We start from the raw sequence: 14,373 nt of genomic DNA, 5'->3' as shown, positions 1-14,373 counted from the left end.
CAATAACGGGGGATTATAGGTTTGAGACATTTTTCGATGACGCAGTGCCGCATGGCCGGGTGTAATCTGCCCGCTCCACAAAACAAAACCAGGGGAAATCCACCATGCGCAGCGCGCTCCTTCGCAGTCTTTCCATGGCGGCGCTCAGCGTCGCCTTTGCCGGCGCCGCCTCGGCCGCCGGCTATCCCGACAAGCCGATCACCTTCGTGGTGCCTTCCGCCGCTGGCGGCTCGCCCGACGTGTTGTCGCGCCTGATCACCACGCAGATCGCCCGGGACACCGGCGCCACGATGGTCGTCGAAAACCGCCCTGGCGCTGCCGGCAACATCGGCATTGCGCTCATCAAGCGCGCAGCCCCGGACGGCTACACGGTCGGCTACGGCAACATCAATACGCTGGCGGTCAACCGCTCGCTGTTCAAGCGCCTGCCGTACGACGTGGACAAGGACCTGACGCCGGTCGCCCACATGTTCGACCTGTACAACGCCCTGATCGTCCCGGCCGATTCGCCCGTCAACAGCGTGCAGGAACTGATCGACCGCGCCCGCAAGGAGCCGGGCCGTCTGTCCTATGGCGCATCGGGCGTCGGCACCACCGGCCACATGGGCGGCGAGCTCTTCAAGAGCATGGCCAAGCTGGACGTGATGTTCATCCCGTACAACGGCGGCCCCGCCGCCATCCAGGATCTGCTGGGCGGCCGCCTGGACTACCTGTTCGTCAACACGTCCGAGGCCGCGCCGCTGGTCAAGAGCGGCAAGGTCCGCGCCATCGGCGTCAGCAGCCTGAAGCGCCTGTCGCTGATGCCCGACGTGCCCACGCTGGACGAATCCGGCCTGAAGGGCTACGAGACCGTCGCCTGGGGCGGCGTGGTCGCGCCCAAGGGCACGCCCGACGACGTGGTGGCGACGCTGAACGCCGCCATCCAGAAGGCGCTGCAAGCGCCGGAAGTGCGCCAGGGCCTGGCCACGCTGGGAGCGGAACCTGCCACCGGCTCCCCGGCGGACTTCAAGAAGCTGATCGATCGCGAAACCGCCAAGTGGCAGCAGATCATCGACACCGCCGGCATCGAAAAACTGGACTGAGCATTCTTCATGACGGCAGACACCTTGCAGGCTGACTTCATCGTCGCGGGCGCCGCGCTCATCGACGGCTCGGGCGGGCCCGCCACCCACGGCGACCTGGCTGTCCGCGGCGGGCACATCGCGGCGGTGGGCAGCTTTGCCCATCCCGCAGGCGTGCCGGTCATCGACGGCCGGGGCCAGGTCCTGGCGCCGGGATTCATCGACTCGCACACCCACGACGACGGCTACCTGCTGGCGCATCCCGACATGCTGCCCAAGGTGTCGCAAGGCATCACCACGGTCGTCACCGGCAACTGCGGCATCAGCCTGGCGCCGCTCGCGCGCACGCAGGTCCCGCAGCCGCTCGATCTGCTGGGTCCGCCAGCGCTGTTCCGCTTTGGCACCTTCCGCGCCTGGATGGACGCCCTGCGCGACACGCCGGCGGCCGTCAACGTGATTCCGCTGGTGGGTCACACCACCTTGCGCGTCGCCGTCATGGACGACACCTCGCGCGCGGCCAACGACGCCGAACGGGCCGCCATGCGCGACCTGATGCAGGAAGCGCTGGACGCCGGCGCGTTCGGCGTATCGACCGGCACCTTCTATCCGCCGGCCAGCGCCGCGCCCACGGACGAGATCATCGACGTGTGCCAACCGCTGCGCGGCCGCGCCGGCATCTACGCCACGCACCTGCGCGACGAGGCCGACCACATTGTGCCCGCCATGGAAGAGGCGCTGCTCATCGGCCGCGAAACCGAATCCCGCGTGGTGTTCTCGCATCACAAGCTGGCCGGCGAACGCAATCACGGCCGCACCCGCGAAACGCTGGACCTCATCAGCCGCGCCGCGGCCGCTCAGCCCGTCTGCCTGGACTGCCATCCCTACCCCGCGACGTCGACCATGCTGCGGCTGGACCGCGCGCGGCTCGCCAGCCGCACGATGATCACCTGGTCCAAAGGCTATCCCGAGGCCACGGGCCGCGACTTCAGCGACGTCATGGCCGAACTGGGCCTGGACGACGAAGCCGCCGTCGCCCGGCTGGCCCCGGCCGGCGCCATCTATTTCCTGATGGACCCGTCGGACGTCAAACGCATCTTCGCCCATCCGCTGACCATGGTTGGCTCGGACGGTCTGCCCTTCGACCCGCATCCGCACCCCCGCCAATGGGGCACGTTCACGAACGTGCTACGCACCATGGTGCGTGAACAGAACCTGCTGTCGCTCGAGTCCGCCATCCACAAGATGACGGGATTGGCCGCGGCCCAGTACGGCGTCGCCCGGCGCGGCCTGCTCCGGGAGGGGTATCATGCTGACCTGGTGCTGTTCGATCCCGCCACCGTCACCGACGCGGCCACTTTTTCAGCGCCCATTCAGGCAAGCCGGGGCATCCACGCCGTGTGGGTCAACGGCAGGCAGGTCTGGGACGGGGAACGGACGGGCACCGAACGCCCGGGCCATGTCCTGACGCCCGGTGATGCATGAGCACGGAGTACCTAAAGTGAAGACGTTTTCCCAGGGCTGCTACCTGGGTGTATTGGGCGGAATGGGCCCCATGGCCGGCGCGGCCTTTGCCCTTCGCCTGGCGGCGCTGACGCCCGCCACGGTTGACCAGCAACACATTCCCACCTTGCTGCGCAACGATCCCCGCATTCCTGACCGGTCCAGCGCCTACATGGCCGGCGGAGAAAGCCCCCTGCCCCACATGGTTGATGGCGTGCGCTTCCTGGAACAGGCCGGCGCCCAGCTCATCGCCATTCCGTGCAACACCGCCCACCTGTGGTTCGACGAGATCGCCGCGTCCACGCAACTGCCGGTGCTGCACATCATCCAGGCGGTCATCGAAGACCTGCGCCGGCTCGGCCTGCCCAGCGGCCGCATCGGCCTGATGGGCACCGCTGCCACGCTCAAGCTCGGTCTCTACCAGCGGCACCTCGAAGCCCAAGGCTACGAGTGCATCGTGCCTGACGACGACGAAGTCGAACGCTTCTGCATGGGCTCGATCCGCGCCGTCAAGGGAAACCAGCTCGAAGACGCTTTCGCGCCCGCCGCCGAATGCATCGCCCGCCTGAAGGCCCGCGGCGCCGACGCCGTGGTGCTGGGCTGCACGGAACTGCCCCTGGCCGTCCCCCACGCCCTGCGCCCCAGCCTGGGCGTGACCCTCACCGACTCCATCGACGCCCTTGCCCGCGCCGCCATCGCGCACTACCAGGCCGACCAGCCCGCGGAACGGATCGCCGCGTGAGGGGCATGATGTGTCTGACACCCAAGCGCGATAACCCCGGGTTAGCCGCAGTGCTTCAAGGGTGTCAGACACCGGCCACTACGCGAAGTGCCGCTGAACGAGGTGTCTGACACCCAAGCGCGATAACCCCAGGTTAGCCGCAGTGCTTCAAGGGTGTCAGACACCGGCCGCCACGCGAAGTCCCGCTGAACGAGGTGTCTGACACCCAAGCGCGATAACCCCGGGTTAGCCGCAGTGCTTCAAGGGTGTCAGACACCGGCCGCCACGCGAAGTCCCACTGAACGAGGTGTCTGACACCCAAGCGCGATAACCCCGGGTCAGCCGCAGTGCTTCAAGGGTGTCAGACACCGGCCGCTACGCGAAGTGCCGCTGAACGAGGTGTCTGACACCCAAGCGCGATAACCCCGGGTCAGCCGCCGTGCTTCGAGGGTGTCAGACACCGGCCGCTACGCATTCCCACCGCCAAACAAAAAAAAGGCGCATCTTTCGATGCGCCTGCTTCCTTCGCGGGGAAGAGGTCAACCGCCCAGGTACGCCTTGCGCACCTTGTCGTTGACCAGCAGGTTGGCGCCGGTGTCCTGCAGTACCACGCGGCCGTTTTCCAGCACGTAGCCGCGGTCCGCCACGCCCAGTGCCTTGTTGGCGTTCTGCTCGACCAGGAACACGGTCACGCCCTGCTCGCGGATCTCGCGGATGATGTCGAAGATCTGGGCGATCACCAGCGGAGCCAGGCCCAGCGTCGGTTCGTCCAGGAGCAAGAGGCGCGGCCGGGTCATCAGCGCGCGGCCGATGGCCAGCATCTGCTGTTCGCCGCCCGACATCAGGCCCGCGCGCTGGCTGGCGCGCTCCTTCAAACGGGGGAACAGACCGTAGACGTGGTCAATGCCGGCCTCAATCTGGTCGCGCTTGGAGAAGAAGCCGCCCATCATCAGGTTCTCGGCGACCGTCAGGTCCTTGAACACGCGCCGTCCTTCAGGCGAAATGGCAATGCCACTGCGCATGATGTGGTGCGTGTCCTTGTTCGTGATGTCCTCGCCTTCGAACGTGATCTTGCCTTCGCGCGCCCGCGGATTGCCGCAGACCGTCATCAGCAGCGTCGTCTTGCCCGCCCCGTTGGCGCCGATCAGCGTGACGATCTCGCCTTGGTTGACGTCCACCGACACGCCGTTCAACGCCTGGATGGCGCCATAGTACGTGTGTATGTTTTCCAGCTTCAGCATCATTCCTCCCCCAGGTACGCCTTGATGACGCGCTCGTCGTTGCGCACCTGCTCGGGGGTGCCGGTCGTGATGGGCTTGCCGTGTTCCATGACCAGAATGCGGTCCGAAATGCCCATGATCAGGCTCATGTCGTGCTCGATCAGCAGCACCGCCACGCCGAATTCGCGGCGTAGCTGGTCGATGAGCGATTGCAGATCGCGTTTTTCCTGAGGATTCAGACCCGCGGCCGGCTCATCCAGCATCAGCAGGCGCGGCTTGGTGATCATGCAGCGCGCGATTTCCAGGCGCCGCTGGTGGCCATAGGCCAGGTTGCCGGCTTCGCGGTTGGCGAACTCGCGCAGGCCCATGAAATCCAGCCATTGCGCCGCACGCGACAGCGCCTCGGATTCGGATTGGCGATAGCCCTTGGTCTTCAGCAGACCCGGCAGAAGCCGGGACTCGACCTGCGTATGCTGCGCGACCAGCAGGTTTTCCAGCACCGTCAGCTGCTTGAACAGGCGCACGTTCTGAAACGTGCGCACCAGCCCATGGCGCGCCACCTTGTGGCTGGCAAGACCCGTGATGGGCTTGCCGTCCATGACGATTTCACCGGCCGTTGGCGCATAAAAGCCGCCCACGCAGTTGAACACCGTGGTTTTGCCCGCCCCGTTCGGGCCGATGATGGCAAAGACCTCGTCGGACATGACCTCGAAACCCACGCTGTCGACGGCCAGGAGGCCGCCGAACCGCATGGTCAGGCCGGAAACTTTCAGCAATGCCTCGCTCATTTAGCCAGCTCCACGTGGGGACGCTTCATGGGCAACAACCCCTGCGGACGCCACATCATCATCAATACCATCACCAGACCGAACATCAGCATCCGGTACTCGGCGAACTCGCGCGCCAGTTCGGGCAGCACGGTCAGCAGGATGGCAGCGAGGATCACACCCACCTGCGAACCCATGCCGCCCAGCACCACGATGGCCAGGATCAGCGCGGACTCGATGAACGTGAAGGACTCCGGATTCACCATGCCCTGGCGCGCCGCGAAGAACGCGCCGCCAAAGCCGGCAAACATGGCGCCCAGCGTGAACGCGGACAGCTTGATGCGCGTGGGATTCAGGCCCAGCGAACGGCAGGCGATCTCGTCCTCGCGCAGCGCCTCCCAGGCGCGGCCGACCGGCATGCGGATCAGGCGCGTGGAGACGAACAGCGTCACCAGCGCCAGCAGCAGCGCCATCATGTACAGGTAGATCACCATGTCCTGGTTCTGGAACGTCAGCCCAAAGAACTCATGGAATGTCGTTCCGCCCTCGGTGCTGGGGCGGCGCGTCATTTCCAGGCCGAAGAACGTCGGCTTCGGAATGCCGGAAATACCGTCAGGACCGCCCGTCATCTTATTCAGGTTGATCAGCAGCAGGCGGATGATTTCACCGAAGCCCAGCGTCACGATGGCCAGATAGTCACCGCGCAGCCGCAGCACCGGAAAGCCCAGCACGAAACCGAACAGCGCCGACATTGCACCCGCGAACGGCAGCGCTTCCCAGAAGCTCCAGCCGCCCCAGTGATAGAGCAACGCATACGTGTAGGCGCCGACGGCGTAAAAGCCCACGAAGCCCAGATCCAGCAGCCCGGCAAAACCCACCACGATGTTCAGGCCCAGGCCCAGCATCACGTAGATCAGCACCAGCGTGGCGATGTCCACCGAACTGCGGCCCGCGAAAAACGGCCAGATCACCGCAACGGCAAGCAGCAGCAGCATCAGCGGCTTATGGTTGCGGGCGGGCGCCGACGACAGCGTCGGCAGGCTGGTCTTCAACTTTTTGAACGGTATGGCAAGCCACGGTCGCAGCAGCTGGAAAACGAACACCACCGCCGCGGCCAGCGCCACCAGCGACCAGTTCGATTCCATCGACGTGCGCGCGCCCTGGCGGATAAGCTGCAGACCGAAGACCGGGGTGACGATGACCGCCGTCAGCACGGCCGCCATCGTGGCGTTTTTGAGATTGTTGGTCGACATCAGACTTTTTCCACCTCAGGTTTGCCCAGCAGCCCGGTGGGACGGAACAGCAGAATCAGGACCAGCAGCGAGAACGCCACGATGTCCTTGTACTGCGACGATATATAGGCGGCCGCGAAGGTCTCGGCCAGGCCCAGCAGCACGCCGCCCAGCATGGCGCCGGGGATGCTGCCGATACCGCCCAGCACCGCCGCCGTGAAGGCCTTGATGCCGGCCAGGAAGCCGATGAAGGGATTGAGCTTGCCGATGGTGATGGCGATCAGCACGCCGCCCACTGCCGCCAGGATCGCACCCATCACGAACGTGAACGAGATCACGCGGTTGGTGTCGATGCCCAGCAGGTTGGCCATGTGCATGTCCTGCGAGCAGGCGCGCGATGCGCGGCCCATGCGGGAATACTTGATGAACAGCGTCAGCGCGATCATCAGCACCACCGTCACCACGATGATCATGAGGCGCGAATACGGCACGGTCACGTCGAAGTCCGATCCCATGTGGAACTGCACGGCGCCCGACACCAGCGAGGGCACGGCCATGTCGCGTGCGCCCTGGCCGAGGGCCACCCAGTTCTGCAGGAAGATCGACATCCCGATGGCGGAAATCAGCGCCACCAGACGGGGACTGCCGCGCACCGGCCGGTACGCCACGCGTTCGACCGAAAAGCCGTAGATGCCGGTAACCGTAATGGCAACGAGCAGCATGGCCGCGATGATGAAGGGGGTCGGCAAGCCGCTGTTGGTGCCGATTGCCGTCAAGGTGACCAGGCCCACATAGGCGCCGATCATATAGATTTCGCCGTGGGCGAAATTGATCATGCCGATGATGCCGTAGACCATTGTGTAGCCGATGGCAATCAGCGCGTAGATCGCTCCCAGGGACAATCCATTGAAGAATTGCTGGGTAAGTTGGGGTATGAGGTCGGACATGATTCCATTGCTCCAAATAGTTCCGGCTCCGGTAGCGAGACCCGGAGCCGGAAACCTGGGCGTATTTTATAAGGGCCTGCCGGCGCCGCCTTGCCGGCCGCACAGCGCTTTTGGCGCATCGCTACGCGGATTACGGCAAGACGGAGACAGCAGGCCCTACACGCCGGCGACACGCCGGCGGGATCGCGAGTTTACAGCTGGGTCTTCTTTCCGTCCTTGTCCCACTTATAGACGGCGAACTCAAAGTCCTTCAGGTCGCCCTTGGCATCGTATTCGACCTTGCCGATGCCGGTGTTGAACGTGGTCTTGTGCATGTAGTCGGCGACCTTGGCCGGATCTTCGCCGACAGCGTTGATGCTGTCAGCCAGGATCTGGACCGCGGCGTAGGCCGGCATCTGGAAGGCGCCGTCCGGATCGCGCTTGGCGTCCTTGAAGGCCTTGACGATGCTTTCGTTGCCCGGCAGCTTGGTGAAGTCGGCCGGCAGCGTGACCAGCAGACCGTCGATGGCCGGACCGGCGATTGCCACCAGATCCTGGTTGGCCGTGCCTTCCGGACCCATGAACTGAACCTTCAGGCCCTGTTCACGTGCCTGGCGCAGCAGCAGGCCCAGCTCGGGGTGATAGCCGCCGAAGTAGACCAGGTCCACGCCCGCGGACTTCAGCTTGGTGATGATGGCCGAGTAGTCGCTGTCGCCGACGTTGATGCCTTCAAACAGCGCGACGTTGACCTTTTCCTTGGCCAGCGCGTCCTTGACCTGCGTGGCCACGCCCGAGCCGTAGGTCTGCTTGTCGTGCAGCACGGCAACCTTCTGGGGCTTCAAGGTCTTGGCGATGTAGCCGGCGGCGTACGGACCTTGCTGGTCGTCGCGGCCGATGGTGCGGAAGAAGAAATGCGGCTTGATCGTGTCGGTGACCAGGGGCGACGTGGCGCCCGGGGTGATGCCGACAATGCCCTCTTCCTCGTAGACCTTCACGGCGGCGACCGTAACGCCCGAGCATGCATGGGCCACGGCGAACTTGGCGCCAGAGTTGACCACGCGGTTGGCGGCGGGCACGGCCTGCTTGGGTTCGCAGCCGTCGTCGATCAGGATCGGTTCGAGCTTCTTGCCCTTGACGCCACCCTTGGCGTTGATGGTCTCGATGGCGGTCAGCGCGCCGGCCTGGATCTGGTCGCCGTATTGCGTGTTGGGACCGGTCATGGGCTGGGGAATGCCGATCTTGATCGTGTCGGCGGCGTGCGCGGCGCCAGCCAAGGCAAGTGCCCCAAGCGCCATGGCTACCGGGGTAAGGCGATTCAGAAACTTCATGCGGAGTTCTCCAGCGAGGTTTTGAGCGGCTCTGTCCAACACGGCTTATCGGGAGAGTACCCCTTCGTCCGCATTGCCCGTCGCCGGCTTCTTGGGCAAAAACACGGTGTGGCCGGTATTCTGAAAGCAAGCCGTCATACTGTCACTGCGTGTAATCCCCAATATTTCAATTGGGGCTTTTATTCGTGACGGATAGCTCGCGTAATGCGGTGAATTCGTTGGAGAAAACGCAATTCCGGCTGCGTTGTCCGCTGGCGCTTTGCTGGAATTTATGGTTAGGCTATTTATATGAAAACGCATTAATACGGCGTTTAAGAACGCATTTAAATACAGTGCTTACGCCGGACTTACTGCGTACCGCGCAAATAATGTCTGGCGGATTAATAAAAAACGCGCGTCCGGCTTAAAACAGCATCGGACGCGCGTAGTCATGGCCTCGCGCAGACGGAGCGGAACGCGGCTAAGCGTTCGCGGGCTTGGCCAGGTTCCACATCAGGGCACGGAACGGCGCCAGCATGCTGATATTGACGACCAGCTTGATCGCCAGGTCGCCCAGCATCCATGTGACCCACGGCGCCCCGGATGCGGCGAATGCCACGCTGAAGAACACCGCCGTATCCAATATGGCGCCCAGCACCCCGGACGCCAGCGGCGCACGCCACCAGCGCTGGTCGCGCAGGCGGTCGAACACCTGGATGTCGACGAGCTGCGCACAGATATACGCCAGCCCCGAGGCCAGCGCGATGCGCGGCGAGGCCACCCAGACGGACACGGCCAGGGCGGCGGCAAAGCCAAACCACACCACGCGCCGGGCGGCGCCCGGGCCGAAGCGGCGGTTGAGCACATCGGTGACCAGGAACGCCACCGGATAGGACAGCCCGCCCCATGTCAGCCAGTCATTGAGCGGCACCTGCACCAGGATATTGGAGCCGACCACGACAGCCAGCATGCACAGCACCGAAATGCCGAACTGCAGGCGGGTCATGGCCGGAAAGCGCGCGGCGGACGGTGTCATTGGCGGCACGCTCCGATCGGCCCGCGCACTGCGCCAACTGCAGCCATTCGCGCAATCGCGACGTTGTCTTGCATCCATTGACGTGTCGAAGCCGCAACACCTTGCATGTTCCGTGTCGCGCGCGCGAACAGTGCCCCGGCGGTGCGCACCATGCGGCCATTACGGGCTCGCGCGCCCGTCGGCCGCCCCGCCTGCGATGCGCGCGTTGCATGCTGGTTTATGTCAATGACATGAACGTCCCTGGCGGCGCATACTTTGCCGGCCGGGCGCGCGGCCAGGGCTCTCACCCTGCCCTCACCGCCGATGAACGCAATCGAAAGTTCGTTTTTCATAGGCGGCAATTGTAAACGGTCACTTCCGGGCAGCAAAAACCCCAGAAATGTTCGTTCGCGCATGAAACGCGCAATTTGACAGGCGTTTGTAGTGATGTGAAAGTCACGGTTTTGTCACAAACAATTCATAAGGTGTCGTGTTTCATGCGCCCGGACAACCCGTTCGCAACACGCCCAACTGGAGAACCCTTTATGCGATCCCATCGTATTGCACTGACCTTTGCCGCCATCATGACGGCTTTCGCCGGCGCTTCCGCGCAAGCAGCCACCGAGATCCAGTTCTGGCATTCGATGGAAGGCGCGCTGGGCGACCGCGTCAACGGCCTGGTCGAGGAATTCAACAAGAAGAACCCCGACTACCAGGTCAAGGCCATCTACAAGGGCAACTACGGTGAATCCATGAACGCCGGCATCGCCGCGTTCCGCGCCGGCAACGCGCCGGACATCCTGCAGGTCTTCGAAGTCGGCACCGCCACCATGATGTACGCCAAGGGCGCCATCAAGCCGGTGCAGCAGATGTCCGAAGAAGCCGGCAATCCGATCGATCCCAAGGAATTCATCGGCGCGGTGGCTGGCTACTACTCGTCGGCCGACGGCAAGCTGGTGTCGATGCCGTTCAACAGCTCGACCGTCGTCTTTTACTACAACAAGGACGCCTTCAAGAAGGCTGGCCTGGACGCCGACAATCCCCCCAAGACCTGGGAAGAGCTGGCCGCTGCCGGCCAGAAGCTGAAGGCCGCTGGCCAGGAATGCGGCTACACCACGTCGTGGCCGTCGTGGACCCAGCTCGAGACCTTCTCGGCCTGGCATAACGTGCCGTACGCCACCAAGGACAACGGCTTCGGCGGCGTGGATGCGCGCATCGCCATCAACACCCCGCTGCACGTGCGCCACCTGGAAAACCTGGCCAAGCTCGGCAAGGAAGGCATCTTCATGTATGGCGGCCGCGGCGACGAGCCCAACTCGCTGTTCATCAGCGGCAAGTGCGCCATGATCACCGGCTCGTCCGGCCTGCGCGCGAACATCGCCAAGAACGCCAAGTTCGAGTTCGGCACCTCCACGCTGCCTTACTACGCCGACGTGCAAGGCGCGCCGCAGAACACCATCATCGGCGGCGCCTCGCTGTGGGTCTTCGCCAACAAGAAGCCCGAAACCTACAAGGGCGTGACCGCGTTCTTCAAGTTCCTGGCCAGCCCCGAAATCGCCGCCCGCTGGCACCAGCAGACCGGCTACGTGCCCGTCACCAAGGCTGCGTACGAGCTGACCAAGAAGGAAGGCTTCTACGACAAGAACCCGGGCACCGAAGTCGGCGTGAAGCAATTGAACGTCGAAACGACCGCCCAATCGCGCGGCCTGCGCCTGGGCTTCCTGCCCCAGATCCGCGAAATCGAAGACGCTGAAATCGAACGCATCGTTTCGGGCAAGGTTGCTCCGAAGGACGGCGCCGAGAACATCGTCAAGCGCGGCAACGAGTTGCTGGAAAAGTTCGAGAAGAGTGTAAAGTAACGCCCTTTCGCGTGATCTGACCGCCTTGTCAATCGGCATTTTCCATGTTGCGACAAGGACTTACGAGGCTTAAAGCCCTGGTTTTTCTGGGGCTTTAAGCCTATCGTGTTTTTATGAGTGCCGGTGCTTTCGGGCTCCGGGCGCCACGCGCGGCATGCGCGATGGCGGTTTCAGGCGGCGGTTATTTCAACCGCCGCTTTTCTGTACCTTGGGTTCCCCCTATGGAAAAACGCGTTGTATTCGGGCACAAGACCTTGCCCTATCTGCTGCTCCTGCCGCAGCTGATCATTACCGTGGTGTTCTTCTTCCTGCCCGCCGGACAAGCCATGTGGCAGTCCATGCGCCTTGAAGATCCCTTCGGTCTGTCCTCGCAGTTCGTCGGCCTGGACAACTTCATGGAACTGTTCTCGCAACAGAGCTACCTGGACTCCTTCCGCGTCACCGCCGTGTTTTCGGTGCTGGTGGCCGGTGTTGGCCTTGGCGTGTCGCTGGTGCTCGCCGTAATGGCCGACCGCGTGATCCGCGGCGCCGGGCTCTACAAGACCCTGCTCATCTGGCCGTATGCCGTGGCGCCCGCCGTCGTCGGCGTGCTGTGGCTGTTCCTGTTTTCGCCTTCGGTCGGCATCCTGGCCGTGGCCTTGCGCAAGTCGGGCGTGGACTGGAATCCCCGCCTGGACGGCAATCAGGCGATGACCCTGGTGATCATCGCGGCCGTCTGGAAACAGGTGTCGTACAACTTCCTGTTCTTCCTGGCCGGCCTGCAATCGATCCCGCGTTCGCTCATCGAAGCCGCCGCGATCGATGGCGCCAGCCCCGCGCGCCGCTTCTGGACCATCGTCTTCCCGCTGCTGTCGCCCACCACGTTCTTCCTGCTGGTGGTCAACATCATCTACGCCTTCTTTGACACGTTTGCCGTGATCGACACGACGACGCAAGGCGGCCCGGGCACGTCGACCTCGATCCTGGTCTACAAGGTGTATAGCGACGGCTTCCGCGGCCTGGATCTCGGTTCGTCCGCCGCCCAGTCCGTCGTCCTGATGTTCATTGTGGTTGCCTTGACGGTCGTACAGTTCCGGTACGTCGACCGCAAAGTGCAGTATTGATTTTGTCCGAGGCTGATAACAATGGTTGAACGCCGTCCCTGGCTGGATATTCTGGCCCACGTCATTCTGCTCTGCGGCGTGGCGATGGTGGCATTTCCGCTCTACGTCACTTTCGTCGCGTCCACCCAGACCGCGCAGGAAGTCGCTCAGGCGCCGATGTCGCTGATTCCCGGTCCGCATTTCGTGGACAACTACATGCAGGCGCTTTTCGGCGGATCGTCGGGCGGTTCGTCGGGCGCGCCCGTCGGCCGCATGATGTACGTGAGCCTGATCATGGCACTGGCGATCTCGATCGGAAAGATCGCGATCTCGCTGCTGTCGGCTTTCGCGGTCGTGTACTTCCGCTTTCCGGGCCGCATGTTCTTTTTCTGGATGATCTTCGTCACGCTCATGCTGCCGGTCGAAGTCCGCATCGCGCCCACCTACAAGGTCGTGGCCGATCTGGGCCTGCTCAACAGCTATGCGGGCCTGACCCTGCCGCTGATCGCGTCCGCCACGGCCACATTCCTGTTCCGCCAGTTCTTCCTGACGGTGCCGGACGAGCTGATCGAGGCTGCGCGCATCGACGGCGCGGGCCCCGTGCGCTTCTTCCGCGACGTGCTGCTGCCCCTGTCCAAGACCAGCATCGCCGCGCTGTTCGTGATCCAGTTCATCTACGGCTGGAACCAATACCTGTGGCCGCTGCTCGTCACCACGCAGGAAGACATGTACCCCGTCGTCATCGGCATCAAGCGGATGATCAGCGGCGGCGACAGCGTGACCGAATGGAACATCACCATGGCCACCGCCATGCTCGCGATGATCCCGCCGGCGCTGGTCGTCATCCTGATGCAGAAATGGTTCGTCAAGGGTTTGGTCGACACTGAAAAATGATCGCCCCCCCCGCGCGCCCACCCGAACACGACTCCGAACACGAATAACTCATGGCTACTCTCAGCTTCCGTAACGTCAAGAAAACCTATGCCGGCAACGTGCCGGTCATCCATGGCATCGACATGGACGTCAAGGACGGTGAATTCATCGTCATCGTCGGCCCCTCGGGCTGCGGCAAGTCCACGCTGATGCGCATGGTCGCCGGCCTGGAAACCGTGACCAGCGGCGAAATCGTCATTGACGACAAGGTCGTCAACACGCTGGAACCCGCCGAGCGCGATATCGCGATGGTGTTCCAGAACTATGCGCTCTACCCGCACATGACCGTGTTCGAAAACATGGCCTATGGCTTGAAGATCCGCAAGTTCTCCAAGGACGAGATCAAGAAGCGCGTCGACATTGCCGCGCAGATCCTGGAACTGGGCCACCTGCTCGACCGCCGTCCGCGCGCGCTTTCGGGCGGCCAGCGGCAGCGCGTCGCGATGGGCCGCGCCATCGTTCGCGAACCCAAGGTGTTTTTGTTCGACGAGCCGCTGTCCAACCTGGACGCCAAGCTGCGCGTGGCGATGCGCCTGGAAATCATGAAGCTGCATCGCCGCCTTGGCACGACCAGCCTGTACGTGACGCACGACCAGGTCGAGGCCATGACGCTCGCGCACCGCATGATCGTCATGTACCAAGGCGTTCCCGAGCAGATCGGCACCCCGATGGAAGTGTTTGAAAAACCCGCCTCGACGTTCGTCGCCGGCTTCATCGGCTCGCCCCCGATGAACCTGATGGAAGTGCAGG

14 protein-coding genes are annotated in these 14,373 nt (G+C 63.6%); 7 read left to right on the top strand and 7 right to left on the bottom strand.

Annotated elements, in window-relative coordinates:
* The first annotated feature begins 104 nt into the window (after positions 1-104).
* From AC6LJW_RS03485 to cuyB, 3 genes are read left to right on the top strand one after another with little or no spacing between them, the layout of a single operon-like run.
* Positions 105-1,082, top strand: a complete 978-nt coding sequence (locus AC6LJW_RS03485) for a Bug family tripartite tricarboxylate transporter substrate binding protein (RefSeq protein ID WP_056561092.1) — start codon at positions 105-107, stop codon at positions 1,080-1,082.
* 9 nt (positions 1,083-1,091) lie between these two features.
* The gene (locus AC6LJW_RS03480; protein WP_498086512.1) at positions 1,092-2,543 is read left to right on the top strand and encodes an N-acyl-D-amino-acid deacylase family protein; all 1,452 of its coding nucleotides are present in this window, start codon (positions 1,092-1,094) and stop codon (positions 2,541-2,543) included.
* 16 nt (positions 2,544-2,559) lie between these two features.
* Positions 2,560-3,303 (top strand): cysteate racemase, encoded by a 744-nt coding sequence (gene cuyB, locus AC6LJW_RS03475; protein WP_056561074.1) that lies wholly within the window; start codon positions 2,560-2,562, stop codon positions 3,301-3,303.
* A gap of 518 nt (positions 3,304-3,821) precedes the next feature.
* Here cuyB and AC6LJW_RS03470 read toward each other — a convergent pair.
* The 7 genes from AC6LJW_RS03470 to AC6LJW_RS03440 all read right to left on the bottom strand — a co-directional run bounded on the left by AC6LJW_RS03470 (position 3,822) and on the right by AC6LJW_RS03440 (position 10,165).
* Positions 3,822-4,523: an ABC transporter ATP-binding protein gene (locus tag AC6LJW_RS03470; protein ID WP_056561071.1), complete on the bottom strand. Its 702-nt coding sequence runs from the start codon at positions 4,521-4,523 to the stop codon at positions 3,822-3,824.
* Complete coding sequence (livG, locus tag AC6LJW_RS03465) at positions 4,523-5,290, bottom strand: high-affinity branched-chain amino acid ABC transporter ATP-binding protein LivG (RefSeq protein ID WP_056561068.1); 768 nt, start codon at positions 5,288-5,290, stop codon at positions 4,523-4,525. Before livG ends, AC6LJW_RS03470 begins: the two co-directional genes overlap by 1 nt.
* Positions 5,287-6,522, bottom strand: a complete 1,236-nt coding sequence (locus AC6LJW_RS03460) for a high-affinity branched-chain amino acid ABC transporter permease LivM (protein WP_056561065.1) — start codon at positions 6,520-6,522, stop codon at positions 5,287-5,289. Before AC6LJW_RS03460 ends, livG begins: the two co-directional genes overlap by 4 nt.
* The gene (gene livH, locus AC6LJW_RS03455; protein WP_056561063.1) at positions 6,522-7,448 is read right to left on the bottom strand and encodes a high-affinity branched-chain amino acid ABC transporter permease LivH; all 927 of its coding nucleotides are present in this window, start codon (positions 7,446-7,448) and stop codon (positions 6,522-6,524) included. The genes AC6LJW_RS03460 and livH overlap by 1 nt, the downstream gene beginning before the upstream one ends.
* Positions 7,449-7,639: 191 nt before the next feature.
* On the bottom strand, positions 7,640-8,755 hold the full coding sequence (locus tag AC6LJW_RS03450; protein WP_056561060.1) for a high-affinity branched-chain amino acid ABC transporter substrate-binding protein: 1,116 nt from the start codon (positions 8,753-8,755) through the stop codon (positions 7,640-7,642).
* 460 nt (positions 8,756-9,215) lie between these two features.
* Positions 9,216-9,770 (bottom strand): queuosine precursor transporter, encoded by a 555-nt coding sequence (locus AC6LJW_RS03445; RefSeq protein ID WP_056561057.1) that lies wholly within the window; start codon positions 9,768-9,770, stop codon positions 9,216-9,218.
* The gene (locus AC6LJW_RS03440) at positions 9,767-10,165 is read right to left on the bottom strand and encodes a hypothetical protein (RefSeq protein WP_498086511.1); all 399 of its coding nucleotides are present in this window, start codon (positions 10,163-10,165) and stop codon (positions 9,767-9,769) included. Before AC6LJW_RS03440 ends, AC6LJW_RS03445 begins: the two co-directional genes overlap by 4 nt.
* Positions 10,166-10,294: 129 nt before the next feature.
* Here AC6LJW_RS03440 and ugpB point away from each other — a divergent pair, with 129 nt between their 5' ends.
* The 4 genes from ugpB to ugpC all read left to right on the top strand — a co-directional run.
* The gene (gene ugpB, locus AC6LJW_RS03435; RefSeq protein WP_056561054.1) at positions 10,295-11,608 is read left to right on the top strand and encodes a sn-glycerol-3-phosphate ABC transporter substrate-binding protein UgpB; all 1,314 of its coding nucleotides are present in this window, start codon (positions 10,295-10,297) and stop codon (positions 11,606-11,608) included.
* Between the two features lie 221 nt (positions 11,609-11,829).
* Positions 11,830-12,711: a sn-glycerol-3-phosphate ABC transporter permease UgpA gene (ugpA, locus tag AC6LJW_RS03430; protein ID WP_056561051.1), complete on the top strand. Its 882-nt coding sequence runs from the start codon at positions 11,830-11,832 to the stop codon at positions 12,709-12,711.
* A 21-nt stretch (positions 12,712-12,732) separates the two neighbouring features.
* Positions 12,733-13,584: a sn-glycerol-3-phosphate ABC transporter permease UgpE gene (gene ugpE / locus AC6LJW_RS03425; RefSeq protein ID WP_056561049.1), complete on the top strand. Its 852-nt coding sequence runs from the start codon at positions 12,733-12,735 to the stop codon at positions 13,582-13,584.
* Between the two features lie 50 nt (positions 13,585-13,634).
* On the top strand, positions 13,635-14,373 hold a 739-nt coding region (ugpC, locus tag AC6LJW_RS03420), incomplete at its 3' end, for a sn-glycerol-3-phosphate ABC transporter ATP-binding protein UgpC (RefSeq protein WP_498086510.1).

The sequence above is a fragment of the Achromobacter sp. 1012554356 genome (genome assembly GCF_059760815.1).
The sequence above is the reverse complement of the archived record's forward strand: the minus strand, read 5'-3'. Positions and strand labels throughout refer to the sequence as shown.